This is a genomic window from Pseudocolwellia sp. G5-9 (assembly GCF_055808995.1).
Genome location: NZ_CM147893.1, coordinates 4121970 through 4135834, shown reverse-complemented (window position 1 = coordinate 4135834; position 13865 = coordinate 4121970). Strand labels below are relative to the sequence as shown.

Below are 13865 nucleotides of genomic sequence, written 5' to 3'. Positions count from 1 at the left end.
TATTGCATCTCACTTATCTTGGAAGTCTCTGAGCGATTCTTAATACAGAGCTTCTCGATCTATTATTAACTTCCAACTCATCCTTACTTGGTTTTAATTTTCGACCGATAAGTGATAATTTTTTACCTTTTTGTAATTCAGCTTCACTAATAGGTAAGCCTCTAGGTACTTGCTTACCTTGAGAGTGTTTTCTCATAAATTGTTTAACTAGACGGTCTTCTAACGAATGGAAGCTAATAACCACTAATCGACCTTCTTCTGCCAGTACCGACAATGACGCCGCAAGCACTTTTTCTATTTGCTCAAGCTCGCTGTTAATGTACATACGAATAGCTTGAAAACTGCGTGTTGCTGGGTGCTTTTTAATTTCTCTTTGTGGAGCAACCGTTTTAATTAATTTAGCGAGTTCTGAGGTACGCGTGAAAGGTGTTTCTTCGCGTGTATCTACAATCGCATTGGCTATTTTCCATGCATGTTTTTCTTCACCAAAGGTTCTCAGTACCCAAGTAATATCTTCAACATCAGCTACAGCTATCCATTCAGCTGCTGTTTGACCTTTACTGGTGTCCATTCGCATATCTAATGGACCATCATTCATAAAACTAAAACCACGATCGGCATCATCAAGTTGTGGTGATGAAACACCTAAATCTAATAAAATTCCGTCAACTTTTTCTAATAATTCATGTTTAGCCGCAATATCTTCTAAATCAGCGAAACCACTGTGTTCAATTAAAAAACGTGGATCATCTGCAAACTTTTCTGCTGCTGCAATTGCGGTTAAATCGCGATCGATTGCAATTAATCGTCCCGATTCGGAGAGATGTGAAAGTATCAGGCTTGAATGTCCGCCACGACCAAAGGTACAGTCGATATAAACACCGTCTGGTTTGATAGCTAGTCCATTAACTGCTTCATTGAGCAATACTGAAATGTGTGAATTATCTATTTGCATTTTTATTTAATAACCGTATGTTTATTGCTATAAAGACAAATCGAGTAATCTTTCTGTAAGCTGAATATCGCTCGCTTGCATTTCGCTAATGTCTTGTTGCATTTGCATTTGCCAAGCTTGCTCACTCCAAATTTCAAATTTTTTCAACTGGCCGACTAAAATAATATTTTTTTCTAAACTTGCGTGCTGTCTTAAAGGTCCGTTGATCAGTAATCGCCCACTTTTATCAATTTCGCAATCTGAGGCATTACCCAATAACTTTTGTTGAGCAAGACGTTCTTGAGGATTCATACTCGACAATTCACACAATTTTAATTCTATTTCTTCCCATTCATGTATTGGATAAAGCAATAAACAAGGATGCTGAATATCTACTGTACACACCATTTTTCCTGCACAATCAGCAAATAGTTCTTCACGATACTTTGTAGGTATCGTGATCCTATTTTTGCTATCTAATGTGATTGAGCTGGTGCCTCTAAACATAAACCTGTCTTTTGTTGGGTGAATCTAATTTGATCCACTTTTTCCCACTTTTATCCACATTAGACAGTTTAGATAGGAATACAAGGTTATGTCAAGCAAAGAATCAGTAAATTGATCCCCCTAGATCTCAATAAAATAAAGGCTTTAAGGGAAGTTTATGAAAATGTGGGCTTTTGTGGATCTACAGCCCTTATTTTTACTGGAAATTAAAATTTTTAATCAGATTTTATACAATATGTGAGAGGTAAAATTAAAAATAGGGGGTAAATTCCCATTTTTATTTTTAATAGTGTGGATCCAAATTAAGTGCTACATTTTATTTCATTGAAAGGTTAAATATTGATGATGTTTTATACAAATCGAAAGCTGCTGCCCTATAGCAAATACTTGTTCGTGATAAAAACTCAAGCGCTCAAAGTTTAATTCTGGCGAATTATCTATGCTGTTCACTATATAATGGTAGCCATATTCAGTAATACCAATGTGATTAACAACAACATTAGGTTTATTGTAAGGATTATCATCAAAATTAGTGTCAGTGTTAACTTCGACTTCTTTCGGCTTAATTAACAATAATTGTTTACCGCTATTATTTACATTTTTAGTTGATGACTTATTAACATGACTTTGCTCACTGGTAAGTTCAATTGCGCCTATTGCAGTTTCTGCTAGCTTTTTACCCGCACTCTCTTTTAATTGAAAAGGAAGCCAGCTACCTAATTGAAGAAAATCTGCCACTTGCCAACTGCTAGGTTGTTGACTGACATGAATAGGCGAACCCAATTGCAATATTTGTCCTTCATACATAACGGCAATTTTATCGGCAAAAGTAAAAACTTCATCTTTGTTATGAGTGACAAAAATCGCAGTCATATTTAAGGACTTAAGTAATTGACGAATCTCTATCATCAATTCATTACGTAAACGTGCGTCAATATTTGAAAAAGGCTCATCTAATAACAATATCTGTGGTTGAGGTGCTAATGCTCTTGCAATAGCTACACGCTGCTGCTGTCCCCCTGATAACTGATGCGGGTAGCGCTGGCCAAGCTCTTGCAGTTCTAATAAAGTAAGAAGCTCATCAATTCTTGATTGCTTAGCGGCTTTTGACAGTTTATCTAAACCAAAACCTATATTTTTTTCAACGGTTAAGTGAGGAAACAACGCGTAGTCTTGAAAGATCATGCCTATATTACGTTGCTCTGGTGGCACTCTATTTTGTTTATTAATCAGTAATGCATTACCAACAGTAATATCGCCATGGTCTTGCTCAATAAAACCGGCCAAAGTATTTAACAAAGTGGTTTTACCGCAACCACTTGGACCTACCAATCCTAATATTTCGCCGGCTTCAAGAGTAAAGCTGATACCAGACAAAATAGATTTTTGCTGTAACTTCACCTGTAATTGACGAATATCTATTATGCTGGTCACACTTTATCCTCATTTTTATTTAGCCAAATAATAGGGATCAAACCAAATGCTACAATTAAAATCGCACCAATAGCGCCCTGTTCAAGCCTTTCATCCGAAATTAGCTGATATATTTGCGTACTTAGGGTATCAAAATTGAAAGGACGCAATAATAACACAGCAGGTAGTTCTTTCATTGCTTCAACAAAAACCAATAACCAAGCGATAAAAATTGATGATTTAAGTAAAGGAATATGTACCGTTAAAATACTCTTTAGCTGTTTTACGCCTAAACTAGGTGGTGCTAAATCAATCGATTGTGATATTTGCTCAACCCCACCAGAAATAGTACCGTTGGCAATAGCTGAAAATCGAACCACAAATGCAAATACTATGGCAAAAATAGTGCCTGATAATATAAGGCCCGGTTCTTCTATGCCCACTTTAACGGCCATTTCATTGATGAAACCGTCTAATGGCCCAAAAGTCGCTAACATCGCCATTGCGAGAACAGTACCTGGAATAGCATAACCAAATCCAGAAACGTTAAGAGGTACCGCTTTATATTTATCTTGATGTAAACGCTTATAAAGCACAAGTACTATAGCAATAAGTGTAGCAATAGTTGCCGTGTAAATAGCAAGTTCAATACTGTTGAATCCTGTAGATATAAGTACATCAAGTTGTTCAACCGTTGCATACTCCAACGCCATTAACACAAGTAAAAACATGGGAAGCAAAAATCCGAATACAGCTAACCCCCAACAAAATAAGCTTGCAAAAAATTGTTGTGATATAGATAGCACAATAATGTGATTGCCACGTGTTGGTCTATTTGATTGATGCCTTTGTTTCATTCGTGCTTTTTGTTCAAATAAAATAACAAAAAACACCATTAAGGTTAATAAGCTTGCTAAAGCATTAGCTGTTGATAAATCACCATAACCTAACCATGTATCGTACACAGCGGTAGTTAATGTATTTACAGCAAAATACTGTACTGTCGCAAAGTCAGCTAAGGTTTCCATCAGTACTAAACTCACTGCAATAGCAATGGCTGGCCTGGCCAAAGGTAAACAAACTTTATAAAAGGTTTGAAAGGTAGTAAGCCCTAACAAACGACTTGCTCGATGCAGGTTTTGATCTTGCTGTTCAAACGCTGTACGCGCCAGCATATAAATATAAGGAAATAAAACCAGTGAAATAACAATACCAGCCCCGAATAAGGTTCTTATATCAAAAAACCAATAGTCTGCAGGTGACTGCCAGCCAAAAAAATCTCTTAGGTAACGTTGAACTGGGCCTGCATAATCAAATAAATCCGTATATAAATAAGCAACTAAGTAAGCTGGCATTGCTAAAGGTAGCATTAATAGCCATCTTAAAATGTTTTTTGCTTTAAGGTTAGTTTGAGTAATAAGAGCGGCAGATATTACACCGAAAAAAATGGATAAGGTGCCTACAACAATGGCTAAATACAAGGTGTTTAAAACGTAAGTAGGTAAAACCGTGTCCCATAAATGGGAGAATAATTCAGTAGTGGCACTAAAGCCACTCATTAGCATTATAAAAATTGGCAGTACTAATACACTTGCGGTAGCCCAGCTAACTATTTGCCAAACCTTGCTGCGGTTACCCGATATCACAATATTATACTGCCATTTTATTCTTAATTAATTCCTCTACCTACAGATAGAGGATTATTTCAATCCCGCTTTATTGATCATTTCTAGAGACGAAAAAATCAATGTAGTAATGAAACGGATTATAAATCAAACTTCGCCTTGTCTAAAAGTTTTAAAGCAGTTTTTCTATGTTCAGCAATCACTTCAAGAGGTAACTTGTCAGCTTTAAACTCTCCCCACGATGCAACAAGTTTAGATGCATTAACACCTTTTCTTACTGGGTATTCCATATTTGTTTCAGCATATAACTGTTGAGCAGGCACTGACACTAAAAATTCCATTAACGCTTTAGCATTATCTTCATTAGGTGCGTATTTCGCCATTGCCATACCCGAAATATTCACATGTGCGCCACGGTTACTTTGATTAGGAAAGTTAATGTAAACACTATCAGCCCACACTTTTTGTTTTTCATCGGTAAGCATATTACCAAAATAATAGCTATTACCTAAAGATACATCACATAGCTTTTGATTAATGGCTTGAACTTGACCACGATCGTTGCCTTGAGGCTTTCGTGCTAAGTTACTTTTAACGCCTTCTAACCAAGCTAATGTTCCTGCTTCACCATGTTCAGCAATCATTGAAGCAACTAAAGCCACATTATATGGGTGCTTGCCACTACGCGTACATACTCGCCCTTTCCATTCGGGTTTTGCTAAATCTTCATAATTAAAATCGATTTTCCCTAAACGCTTAGCTGAATAAATATTTCTTACGCGTGTTGTTAATGCAAACCATGTATCATCAGCAGAACGATATTGAGCAGGAACAGCTTCTTCAAGGTTTTTAGAATTAACCGCTTGTAATAAGCCATTATCTTTTAATTCAATTAATCGACTGATATCTGTTGTTAATAAAATATCAGCGGGGCTATGTTTACCTTCACGCTTTAAACGTTCAGCCATACCCTTTTTAGCAAATACAACATTCACTTTAATACCGGTTTTATCAGTAAACGTCTTAAAAAGAGGTTCAACTAAAAAAGGCTGACGATACGAATACACATTAACTTCTTGTGCAGCATTAACAGCAAAACAAGCCGTGAAGGCCAAAACACTCACTAATTTTTTTAACATAAATATTTACCTGATAAATTTATTTAACCCAATTGAATAAAATGATTATATCGTACAACAATAGGTTTGAGAATAATTCTCATTTATAATTTGTAACAAAACTTCAACCTAAACAATACCGACTAGTACAGTCTAAAATTACAGCTTATTTTATATATACCCGTTGCCAATCAAGAGGCTATTTCAGAGTGCTTGAGCGATATCAATTCAAGGCAGTGCTTTGTAATGATGGTCGTTCCCTTATAAAAAGCACTAACGAAGAAGTGATTTTGCGCTCCAAACCAAACATAATAAAAATTTGGTGAAATAAGTGAGCTACTTTTTTATGAGAGAAAATGAGCAGTTAATGAATCAACTTGCTATAACTACATGCCAATTTGCTAGAGTTAATAATATTGCTTAAATTATTTTTAACCCCATCAAAGAAGCACTTAATCGGTAAAGATAGTATTGTTTAACTTTCTTTTGTCTGTTTGGCATTAAAGGATGCTTGACGTTGAATAAACATATCGGAGGCTTGAGAAGACAAACAACTATCAGAAATATAGTTATTGCCCATTTCATGACTAATAACCCAACCTAATGGCGTTTTTTTAAAGGCTGAAATATTTTCCCATAACACCATGCTTTTTATATAAAAAGAATCTGTTGTAATACCCTTTTCATCAACTATCAATGTAACTTCGCCTTTAGCTGATTTACCTAATAATTGACGCATTACCCACCAAGCTTGACGGTAATATATACTAACAGCTTCTAACACACCTAACGCAAATACAAACCAAGCGGCGTAAGGATTTACATCACTAAATAACACAAGAAGTATACCAAACAGACTTAATATTATGGCTTTAAAATAGGCTTTTATAGACTGGTCATTTACAACCGACTGACTGTAACATTCGTTAAAATGCGCTTTATCTAGAATAAATGTATGAGAATATGAGAATGGCGTCGTCATGTTTTTTGATAAGTTTTATAAGGATAAAACGTTATTTTATCGTTAAGTGACGTGAGATGATAGCAATAATAAGTAATTTAAAATAAGGCGTGTTTTATTACAAACAAGCCTTACTAATAATTGATAAGGTGAGCTTTTTTTAAAAATAATGTGGTTGTTCTACTTTTTATAACATTCATGAAAATTCCTTATTACATACGTTATAATTTAATTTACTCAACAAGGGTTATGCAATATTCACTGACCTATTATCTGCTTGCATAGCAAAAAAGGTTTGATTGGTAAAATCATCAAATTTAACTTTAGTAATACCAAGCTTTTTACATAATGCTTTAAAAGTAACATAATCTTCTTTATCTAAATCCGTTTGATCACGTGTCATTACACCATCAACAAAAGCATTGTCATTATTTATGCACAAATTAGCCGTTGCACTATATGGCTCACCGTACTTTTCAACTTTGATGGCTTTAATACTTTTTATTTCAAATATCCAATTATTCAATTCAATATATCGTGTTATGTGTTGCGTTGTATCTTCTATCAGATTTTCTTGCATTTTCTTAACCCTTTATATATTAGCGCTATAATACGTTTCTAAAAAAGCCGACTGAAAAAGTTGGGAACTCAGTCGGCGTAAGTGGATTAACAAAGAATCCTAAGTAGTTGTTTATAAATAAGAAAAAACGATTGAACCTCAAGAGGAAGAAGACCCAACCGCTTCAAATTATCAATCTAACTTTTGACTAATATAAGCACTAAACTCATCTTCACTAATAGTAGCATCTTCATTTGCGTCAAGATTTTTAAAGGCAATTTTAAGCGCATCATTATTGCTTGTAGATAATTCAACTTCGCTTAAAGCACCATCTTTATCTGCATCAAACGCTGATAATAGTTGAGAAAAAGTTTCAGCTTGTAATGATGCTGAACTTTCGATTGTAGCTTCAGCTTGTTCAGGAAGAATTTCATTAGCATTCACGCTAAAAGTTGCAACAGTTGCAAACGCAACACTTAAAATAATTTTTGCTAAGTTAATCGCTGTCATGGTTATCTCTCTTTTAAAAAATTTAAATTTTCACGTAATATCAAAAGTGCCAAACAGATAAATTAATAAAAGTCAGGCACTCATAAATAAAATCGTAAACTATTTTGATTCAATATAAGTATTAAACTCAGCTTCACTGATACTTGTATCACCATCAGTATCAATGCTTGAAAAATCTAACTGAAGTGCACTTGAAGACAACTCACTTTGGCTTAAAGTACCGCTTTCATCAGCATCAAATGCTGATAATAATTGTGAAAAGCTATCAACAGCTAATACAGGAGCATTTTTAGTAACTTCTTCATTTGTTTCTACTGGAAGGATCTCGTATGCATTTACACTAAAGGTTGTAACTGTTGCAAATGCAGCACCTAAAATCATTTTTGTTAAGTTAGTCATTGTAATTCCTCATTTATAAAGATTTGTAAAATGATTTAATAGAACGCTAAGCTAAAGAAAACAACGAAAAGCTAGCGCCTATTAATGATGTTTAGTGTTATTTTGATGCTACATAAGCGTTAAATTCGTCTTCGCTGATGTTGGTATCACCATTAGTATCAATACTTGAAAAATCTAATTGAAGCGCGCTTGACGACAATTCACTTTCACTTAAAGCGCCGCTTGAATCAGTATCAAATGCAGATAACAGCTGTGAAAAACTATCAACAGCTTCAGCAGGAACCGTTTCAATTATTTCTTCATCTGTTTCCATTGGAAGGATCTCATATGCATTTACACTAAAAGTTGAAACTGCTGCAAATGCAGTACCTAAAATTATTTTTGTTAAGTTAGTCATTCTAATTCCTCATATATAAAAATTTGTAAAGTGATTTAATCAAGCACAAAGCTGGGGGAAAATAAGAAAAGCTATGTGCTATTAATGATGTATCTCTATTATTTTGATGCTACATAAGCGTTGAATTCGTCTTCACTGATGTTTGTATCGCCATCTGTATCAATACTTGAAAAGTCAGACTGAAGTGCGCTTGAAGACAATTCGCTTTCACTTAATGAACCGTTTTCATCAGCATCGAAAGTTGATAAAAGATCTGAAAATGACGGGCTTTGCATTGACGCAGTAGTTTCTGCTGCTATTTCATTTTTTATGTCAGCAACTGTATCATTCGCATTTACGATAAAAGTAGCAACAGCTGCAAATGCAACACCTAAAGTAACTTTAACTAAACTTACGTTATTCATAATGATTCCTTTTCAATAAAATTTAAATTCAATAAGATTTAAAATTAATAGTGCGAATTAGGATTCTTATCTCTTCAGTAAACATTACGTTATTTACTTAGTGGTAGATAACAATCACATATCACTATAACCGACGAAGGTATTGCACAAGTCGTACCAACTTTTAAGTTATTGTTTTTAAAAGAATTATTTCATTAACATTTAAAACAGTGTCTCCTTTATGAGACACTTAAATAAAATTATAATATTTTAATCGATTCACAAAACACCGGCAAAAAAAATAAATCATTAAAAACAAATAGTTAAACTAAAAATAACAACAAAAACCCCATGTATCCAATTAGAGACACTATTGCGTTCTATGCCTATTTCCCTTAAAAGATGGGTGTATACCCGTTATCACAATTAAAAATCAAAGGATTACAAATACAGTGAGCAATACATCTTCATCTAACTTTTTTCACATAAAAAAAATATTAGGGTTAGAAACGCTTTCTATTAAAAAGCTCACATTATTGGGATTTTCACTCGTTGCTTTACCACTCGTTGCAGCGCTACTTTATAGTGCTGCGCAAATTAATCAGTTATCTAATCAAAGTGAAGACGCTATTTTTAATGCGGCAGAGTTTACAGAAACCACAAAGCAACTCAGTGAGTTGTTGGTAAAAATGGAAAGGTATGCAAGTCAGTCGATAGTTTTAAAAAATAAAGAACTCACAAATAACTATTTTGCTGAAGAAGAAATATTATTAAACCTGATCAGTAAAAGCTTAATTAATCATCACGATGCCCAATTAAAAAAAATAAGTGAACAGTTCCTTAATGAAATCAGGGTGATCAACACCTTATTATCGCCCGATAACAATCAAACCTTGTACTTAACTCAGTTACAAGACCAATTCAAACTTTTAGCTAAAACTAACCAACGCATAAACCAACGTAGTAACGAGCTTATATACAATCAAGCTAGAAATGTGAAAACGTCAGCTAAAACAGTGCGTCAAACTATGTTGAATAGCTTACTCATCATTCCTGTGACCATTCTTATTGCCATATTTTTTATAATTATCATTACCAAACCATTAAAGAAATTAATCGCTCAAATACAACAATTAGAACAAGGAAATTTTGAACACAAAATTAACCTTAAAAGCTCACCCGAAGTCAATGAAATTGTTGACGCACTTGAAGTCATGCGAACTAGGCTACATGCGCTTGAATTACAAAAGTCGAGTTTTATTAGGCATATATCCCACGAACTAAAAACCCCGCTTGCCGCTATAAGAGAAGGAACTGAATTATTATACGATAACAGCGTAGGTGCTCTTAATCCTGATCAACAAGAAATTAGCGACATTATAAGAACCAGTGTTTCAAGGCTACAACGCTTAATTGAAGACTTATTAGATTTCAATATAGTGTTAGATTCAACAAGTCTACAAGATTCAGAAAAACTTATTGTTTCTCATTTAATCTCAAATGTTTTAAATGAACGAAAGCTTGATATAAAAAGAAAAGCTCTCAATATACAAACATCTCTAGATAACATTGCGATATACAGTAACGCAAAACAATTAGGGGTAATTTTAGATAATTTATTATCTAACGCGATTAAATACTCTCCTGAAAACAGCGCTATTTCCATCACCACGACATTAGATAATGAACAATTAATTATAACCCTTAGCGATCAAGGTATGGGATTAAACGAACAAGTTATGACTAAAGTATTTGATGCTTTTTATCAAGGCCCTGCCCCTCAAGGAAATGAAATTAAAGGCAGCGGCTTAGGACTAACCATAGTAAAAGAATTATTAATGCGTATTAATGGCAACATTAGCGTATCAAGTAAAACGCAAGCACCGAGTGGAACCACTTTTACGTTAAAAATACCCCGAGCATTTTCATTGGAAAATAAATTATGAGCTTAAATAACAAAAAACAAGTATCCCTTAATTGGATGAAAGCCAAGCATATCAAATCTTTATGTTTAGTTGTCTTATTACTTAGCATATCAGCTTGTGAAATAACCCCTCCCAAAAACACTAATATTCCAACTTATGGTGATTATTACCTGTGGTTAAAAACATTAGATAATGATGAGTTATTGCAAGAAATTGAACAACAAAAGAAGAATCAAGACGTTAGAAGCCCCGATGCTGATATATACGTGTTGTTATTACATAGCTTACCTCAATCCCCTATTTACAATCCTTACACAGCTAAAACCATATTAAATGAACTACAGCTGCAATATGTGGAGTCTCGTTACAACCCGACAAATTTAGCACTCATTACCTTGCTGAGAGATTTATTAAACGAACAACTGTTAACCAGACAAAAACAAAACGACATAAAAGTACAGTTTAACAACGCACAAAATATGTTGTCGGCTTTACAAAAAAAATCAGGTATTAAAGACAAAAAACTTGTAGAAAACACTAAAGAAATAACAGAATTACAGCAGAAAGTACAAATGCTTGAAGAACAAATAAATCAGCTACACCGTATAGAAAAAAACATTAACGAACATGGGAAATAACTTATGAATGAATCTACCCCAACTAGCCCTGTTAATGGAAATATCCTGATTGTTGATGATGATCCTCATTTATTACGCTTATTAGGTATTCGACTTTCAGCTGCCAACTATAAAGTTGAATCAGCAGAAAATGCTAAAGTTGCCTTAGGAAAATTAAAGAGTTTTCACCCGCAACTTGTTATCAGCGATTTACGCATGGAAGGTATGGACGGCATGGCGTTATTTGAACAAATACGTCAGCAATATCCAAGTATGCCCGTTATTATTTTAACCGCACACGGTACAATTCCAGACGCTATTAGCGCAACTAAACAAGGGGTTTTTAGCTTTTTAACGAAACCTTTTGAAAGTAAAGAACTACTTGATACGGTTTCTCAAGCTATTCGGTTACAACCCATCGATATAGACAACCCTGAACAAAGTGAACTGTGGCGTAAAAACATTATTAGCCGTAGTACAGTAATGGCTGCGTTATTAGACCAAACCAAACAAATAGCAAAAAGTGATTTTAGCATTTTAATTCACAGCCAAAGTGGTACAGGTAAAGAACTTCTAGCTAATGCTATTCATCAAGCAAGTTCTCGATATGATAAAAAATTCACAGCGATTAACTGTGCTGCAATTCCTGAACAACTTTTAGAGTCTGAGCTTTTTGGTCATACAAAAGGCGCATTTACCGGTGCTGAAAAAAATCATGTGGGTTTATTTCAAGCAACCGATGGTGGCACATTATTTTTAGATGAAATTGGCGATATGCCAATGAACTTTCAGGTAAAGTTATTAAGAGCTTTACAGGAACGAGAAGTGCGCCCTGTAGGTAGCACACAATCGATAAAGGTTGATGTTCGTATTATTGCGGCAACTCATAAAAACTTACAGCAAGCCATTATTGATCAAACGTTTAGAGAAGATTTGTACTACCGCCTTAATGTAGTTGAATTAGAGTTACCGCCGTTATCTGAAAGGCGTGAAGACATTCCACTGCTTACTCAGCACTTTCTAAATAATGTTATTGAGAAAATTGATGCTGATATTAAAGGGTTTTCTCAAGAGGCAATGGAATTACTGATCAGCGCACCTTGGCCGGGCAATATCAGACAATTACAAAATATTGTTGAGCAAAGTGTCGCGTTATCAACAGAACCACTCATTAGTGAAACGCTGGTTAAAAATGCTTTGCGAGACAAAACGACTATTTTACCCTCTTTTCAACAAGCAAAAGACAAATTTGAACGAGATTATTTAGCTAAGTTACTACAAATTACTGCAGGTAATGTATCTAAAGCCGCTAAAATAGCACAACGAAATAGAACTGAGTTTTATAAGTTACTCAATCGTCATCATTTAACTGCAGAAGCTTTTAGGTCTGAAGACCCCTAATCACTGATAACTGATCACTGAGCAATACCAACCTCATGAGTGAGAATGGTATTACTCACCTCAATAATATTTATTGCCCGCTTAGCGATAATTTAATGGGATGGGTCTAGATTTAATCTTTTAGTAATGGCTGTAACATATTTTCTAAGCCATTAAGTTTCACTTCATACATTAATGCGAGTTGCTCACCTAACTTCCCTTCAGGAAAACCTTTACCGTGGAACCAGACTAAATAAGGTTCTGGTAATTGAAGTAACTTTCTTCCTGCATATTTTCCAAAGGGCATAACTTGATTAACAGCTTCTACTAATTTTTGTTGATCTGACACGATGTTGTTCTCTTAAATTTTATTCACTGCAATAATCTAACACTTATATTTTTATTATACCTATCGCTTTCTATATAATACCAATTTGATTAAATATGTGGTCTACTTTTTAATGATTAAAATGAGCAGTTAATAAATCAACTTAGTATAAAATAACTTACTTCTAATTCTCTTCTTAAATATGTAAACAGGCAATAACAACATGACAACTACAATTGAACAAACAACATTAGCGGGCGGCTGCTTTTGGTGTATCGAATCAGCCTTCAATAACGTTAAAGGTGTTGAAAGTGCTGTATCGGGTTATATGGGGGGAGAAACTAGTGATCCAACCTATGAACAAGTTTGTTCTGGCACTACAGGCCATGCTGAAGTTGTGCAATTATCTTATGATCCTAGCGTTATCAGCTACCGTGAAATATTAGAAATATTTTTTGCGCTGCACAATCCTACGCAATTAAACAGACAAGGTAATGATACCGGCACTCAATATCGCTCTGGTGTTTTTTTTCATACTGAAGAACAACAACAAGCGGCTTTAAGTATTATTGACGAGATCAATCAAGATAACATTTGGCCTGCTCCCGTAGTAACAGAAGTTACTGCAAAATCTGAGTTTTACTCAGGTGAAGATATGCATCAAGGCTATTTCAATCGCAATCCAGAAAACCCATACTGCCAAGCCGTAGTGGCCCCTAAACTGGCTAAATTTAAAAAGACTTTTGTTGATAAATTAAAGTAATACTTAAAAAGCCACGCTATTAGTAAAATAGCGTGGCTTTTTATTG

At 34.5% G+C, this 13865-nt stretch carries 16 protein-coding genes; 4 read left to right on the top strand and 12 right to left on the bottom strand.

Annotation, left to right across the window (positions count from 1 at the left end):
* Positions 1–13 precede the first annotated feature (13 nt).
* From rsmH to AC0L5Q_RS17910, 11 genes are all read right to left on the bottom strand, one after another.
* Positions 14–955, bottom strand: a complete 942-nt coding sequence (gene rsmH / locus AC0L5Q_RS17960; protein ID WP_473612542.1) for a 16S rRNA (cytosine(1402)-N(4))-methyltransferase RsmH — start codon at positions 953–955, stop codon at positions 14–16.
* A gap of 27 nt (positions 956–982) precedes the next feature.
* A complete protein-coding gene (mraZ, locus tag AC0L5Q_RS17955; RefSeq protein ID WP_473612538.1) occupies positions 983–1441 on the bottom strand; it encodes a division/cell wall cluster transcriptional repressor MraZ in 459 nt (152 codons plus the stop codon).
* Between the two features lie 321 nt (positions 1442–1762).
* On the bottom strand, positions 1763–2875 hold the full coding sequence (locus AC0L5Q_RS17950) for an ABC transporter ATP-binding protein (RefSeq protein ID WP_473612535.1): 1113 nt from the start codon (positions 2873–2875) through the stop codon (positions 1763–1765).
* Positions 2872–4500, bottom strand: a complete 1629-nt coding sequence (locus tag AC0L5Q_RS17945) for an ABC transporter permease (RefSeq protein ID WP_473612531.1) — start codon at positions 4498–4500, stop codon at positions 2872–2874. The genes AC0L5Q_RS17950 and AC0L5Q_RS17945 overlap by 4 nt, the downstream gene beginning before the upstream one ends.
* Positions 4501–4619: 119 nt before the next feature.
* Positions 4620–5618 carry a Fe(3+) ABC transporter substrate-binding protein gene (locus AC0L5Q_RS17940; RefSeq protein ID WP_473612526.1) on the bottom strand — a complete coding sequence of 333 codons (999 nt, stop codon included), beginning with the start codon at positions 5616–5618 and terminating at the stop codon, positions 4620–4622.
* A 454-nt stretch (positions 5619–6072) separates the two neighbouring features.
* The gene (locus tag AC0L5Q_RS17935) at positions 6073–6435 is read right to left on the bottom strand and encodes a YcxB family protein (RefSeq protein ID WP_473612522.1); all 363 of its coding nucleotides are present in this window, start codon (positions 6433–6435) and stop codon (positions 6073–6075) included.
* Positions 6436–6805: 370 nt separating this feature from the next.
* Positions 6806–7138, bottom strand: coding sequence for a hypothetical protein (locus AC0L5Q_RS17930; protein WP_473612518.1), 333 nt, complete (start codon positions 7136–7138; stop codon positions 6806–6808).
* 171 nt (positions 7139–7309) lie between these two features.
* Positions 7310–7627, bottom strand: coding sequence for an EF-hand domain-containing protein (locus AC0L5Q_RS17925; protein ID WP_473612514.1), 318 nt, complete (start codon positions 7625–7627; stop codon positions 7310–7312).
* Between the two features lie 99 nt (positions 7628–7726).
* The gene (locus tag AC0L5Q_RS17920; RefSeq protein ID WP_473612511.1) at positions 7727–8026 is read right to left on the bottom strand and encodes an EF-hand domain-containing protein; all 300 of its coding nucleotides are present in this window, start codon (positions 8024–8026) and stop codon (positions 7727–7729) included.
* Positions 8027–8123: 97 nt separating this feature from the next.
* Positions 8124–8423 carry a hypothetical protein gene (locus AC0L5Q_RS17915; protein WP_473612507.1) on the bottom strand — a complete coding sequence of 100 codons (300 nt, stop codon included), beginning with the start codon at positions 8421–8423 and terminating at the stop codon, positions 8124–8126.
* Between the two features lie 98 nt (positions 8424–8521).
* Positions 8522–8827 (bottom strand): hypothetical protein, encoded by a 306-nt coding sequence (locus AC0L5Q_RS17910; protein ID WP_473612503.1) that lies wholly within the window; start codon positions 8825–8827, stop codon positions 8522–8524.
* Positions 8828–9258: 431 nt separating this feature from the next.
* Between AC0L5Q_RS17910 and AC0L5Q_RS17905 the strand changes: the two genes are divergently transcribed.
* From AC0L5Q_RS17905 to AC0L5Q_RS17895, 3 genes are read left to right on the top strand one after another with little or no spacing between them, the layout of a single operon-like run.
* On the top strand, positions 9259–10752 hold the full coding sequence (locus tag AC0L5Q_RS17905) for a HAMP domain-containing sensor histidine kinase (protein ID WP_473612500.1): 1494 nt from the start codon (positions 9259–9261) through the stop codon (positions 10750–10752).
* The gene (locus AC0L5Q_RS17900; protein ID WP_473612494.1) at positions 10749–11369 is read left to right on the top strand and encodes a hypothetical protein; all 621 of its coding nucleotides are present in this window, start codon (positions 10749–10751) and stop codon (positions 11367–11369) included. The genes AC0L5Q_RS17905 and AC0L5Q_RS17900 overlap by 4 nt, the downstream gene beginning before the upstream one ends.
* A gap of 3 nt (positions 11370–11372) precedes the next feature.
* Positions 11373–12749, top strand: coding sequence for a sigma 54-interacting transcriptional regulator (locus AC0L5Q_RS17895; RefSeq protein WP_473612490.1), 1377 nt, complete (start codon positions 11373–11375; stop codon positions 12747–12749).
* A 112-nt stretch (positions 12750–12861) separates the two neighbouring features.
* Here AC0L5Q_RS17895 and AC0L5Q_RS17890 read toward each other — a convergent pair whose 3' ends face one another.
* Positions 12862–13080, bottom strand: a complete 219-nt coding sequence (locus AC0L5Q_RS17890; protein WP_473618332.1) for a DUF3820 family protein — start codon at positions 13078–13080, stop codon at positions 12862–12864.
* Positions 13081–13279: 199 nt separating this feature from the next.
* Between AC0L5Q_RS17890 and msrA the strand changes: the two genes are divergently transcribed.
* Positions 13280–13819 carry a peptide-methionine (S)-S-oxide reductase MsrA gene (msrA, locus tag AC0L5Q_RS17885; RefSeq protein ID WP_473612485.1) on the top strand — a complete coding sequence of 180 codons (540 nt, stop codon included), beginning with the start codon at positions 13280–13282 and terminating at the stop codon, positions 13817–13819.
* Positions 13820–13865 lie beyond the last annotated feature (46 nt).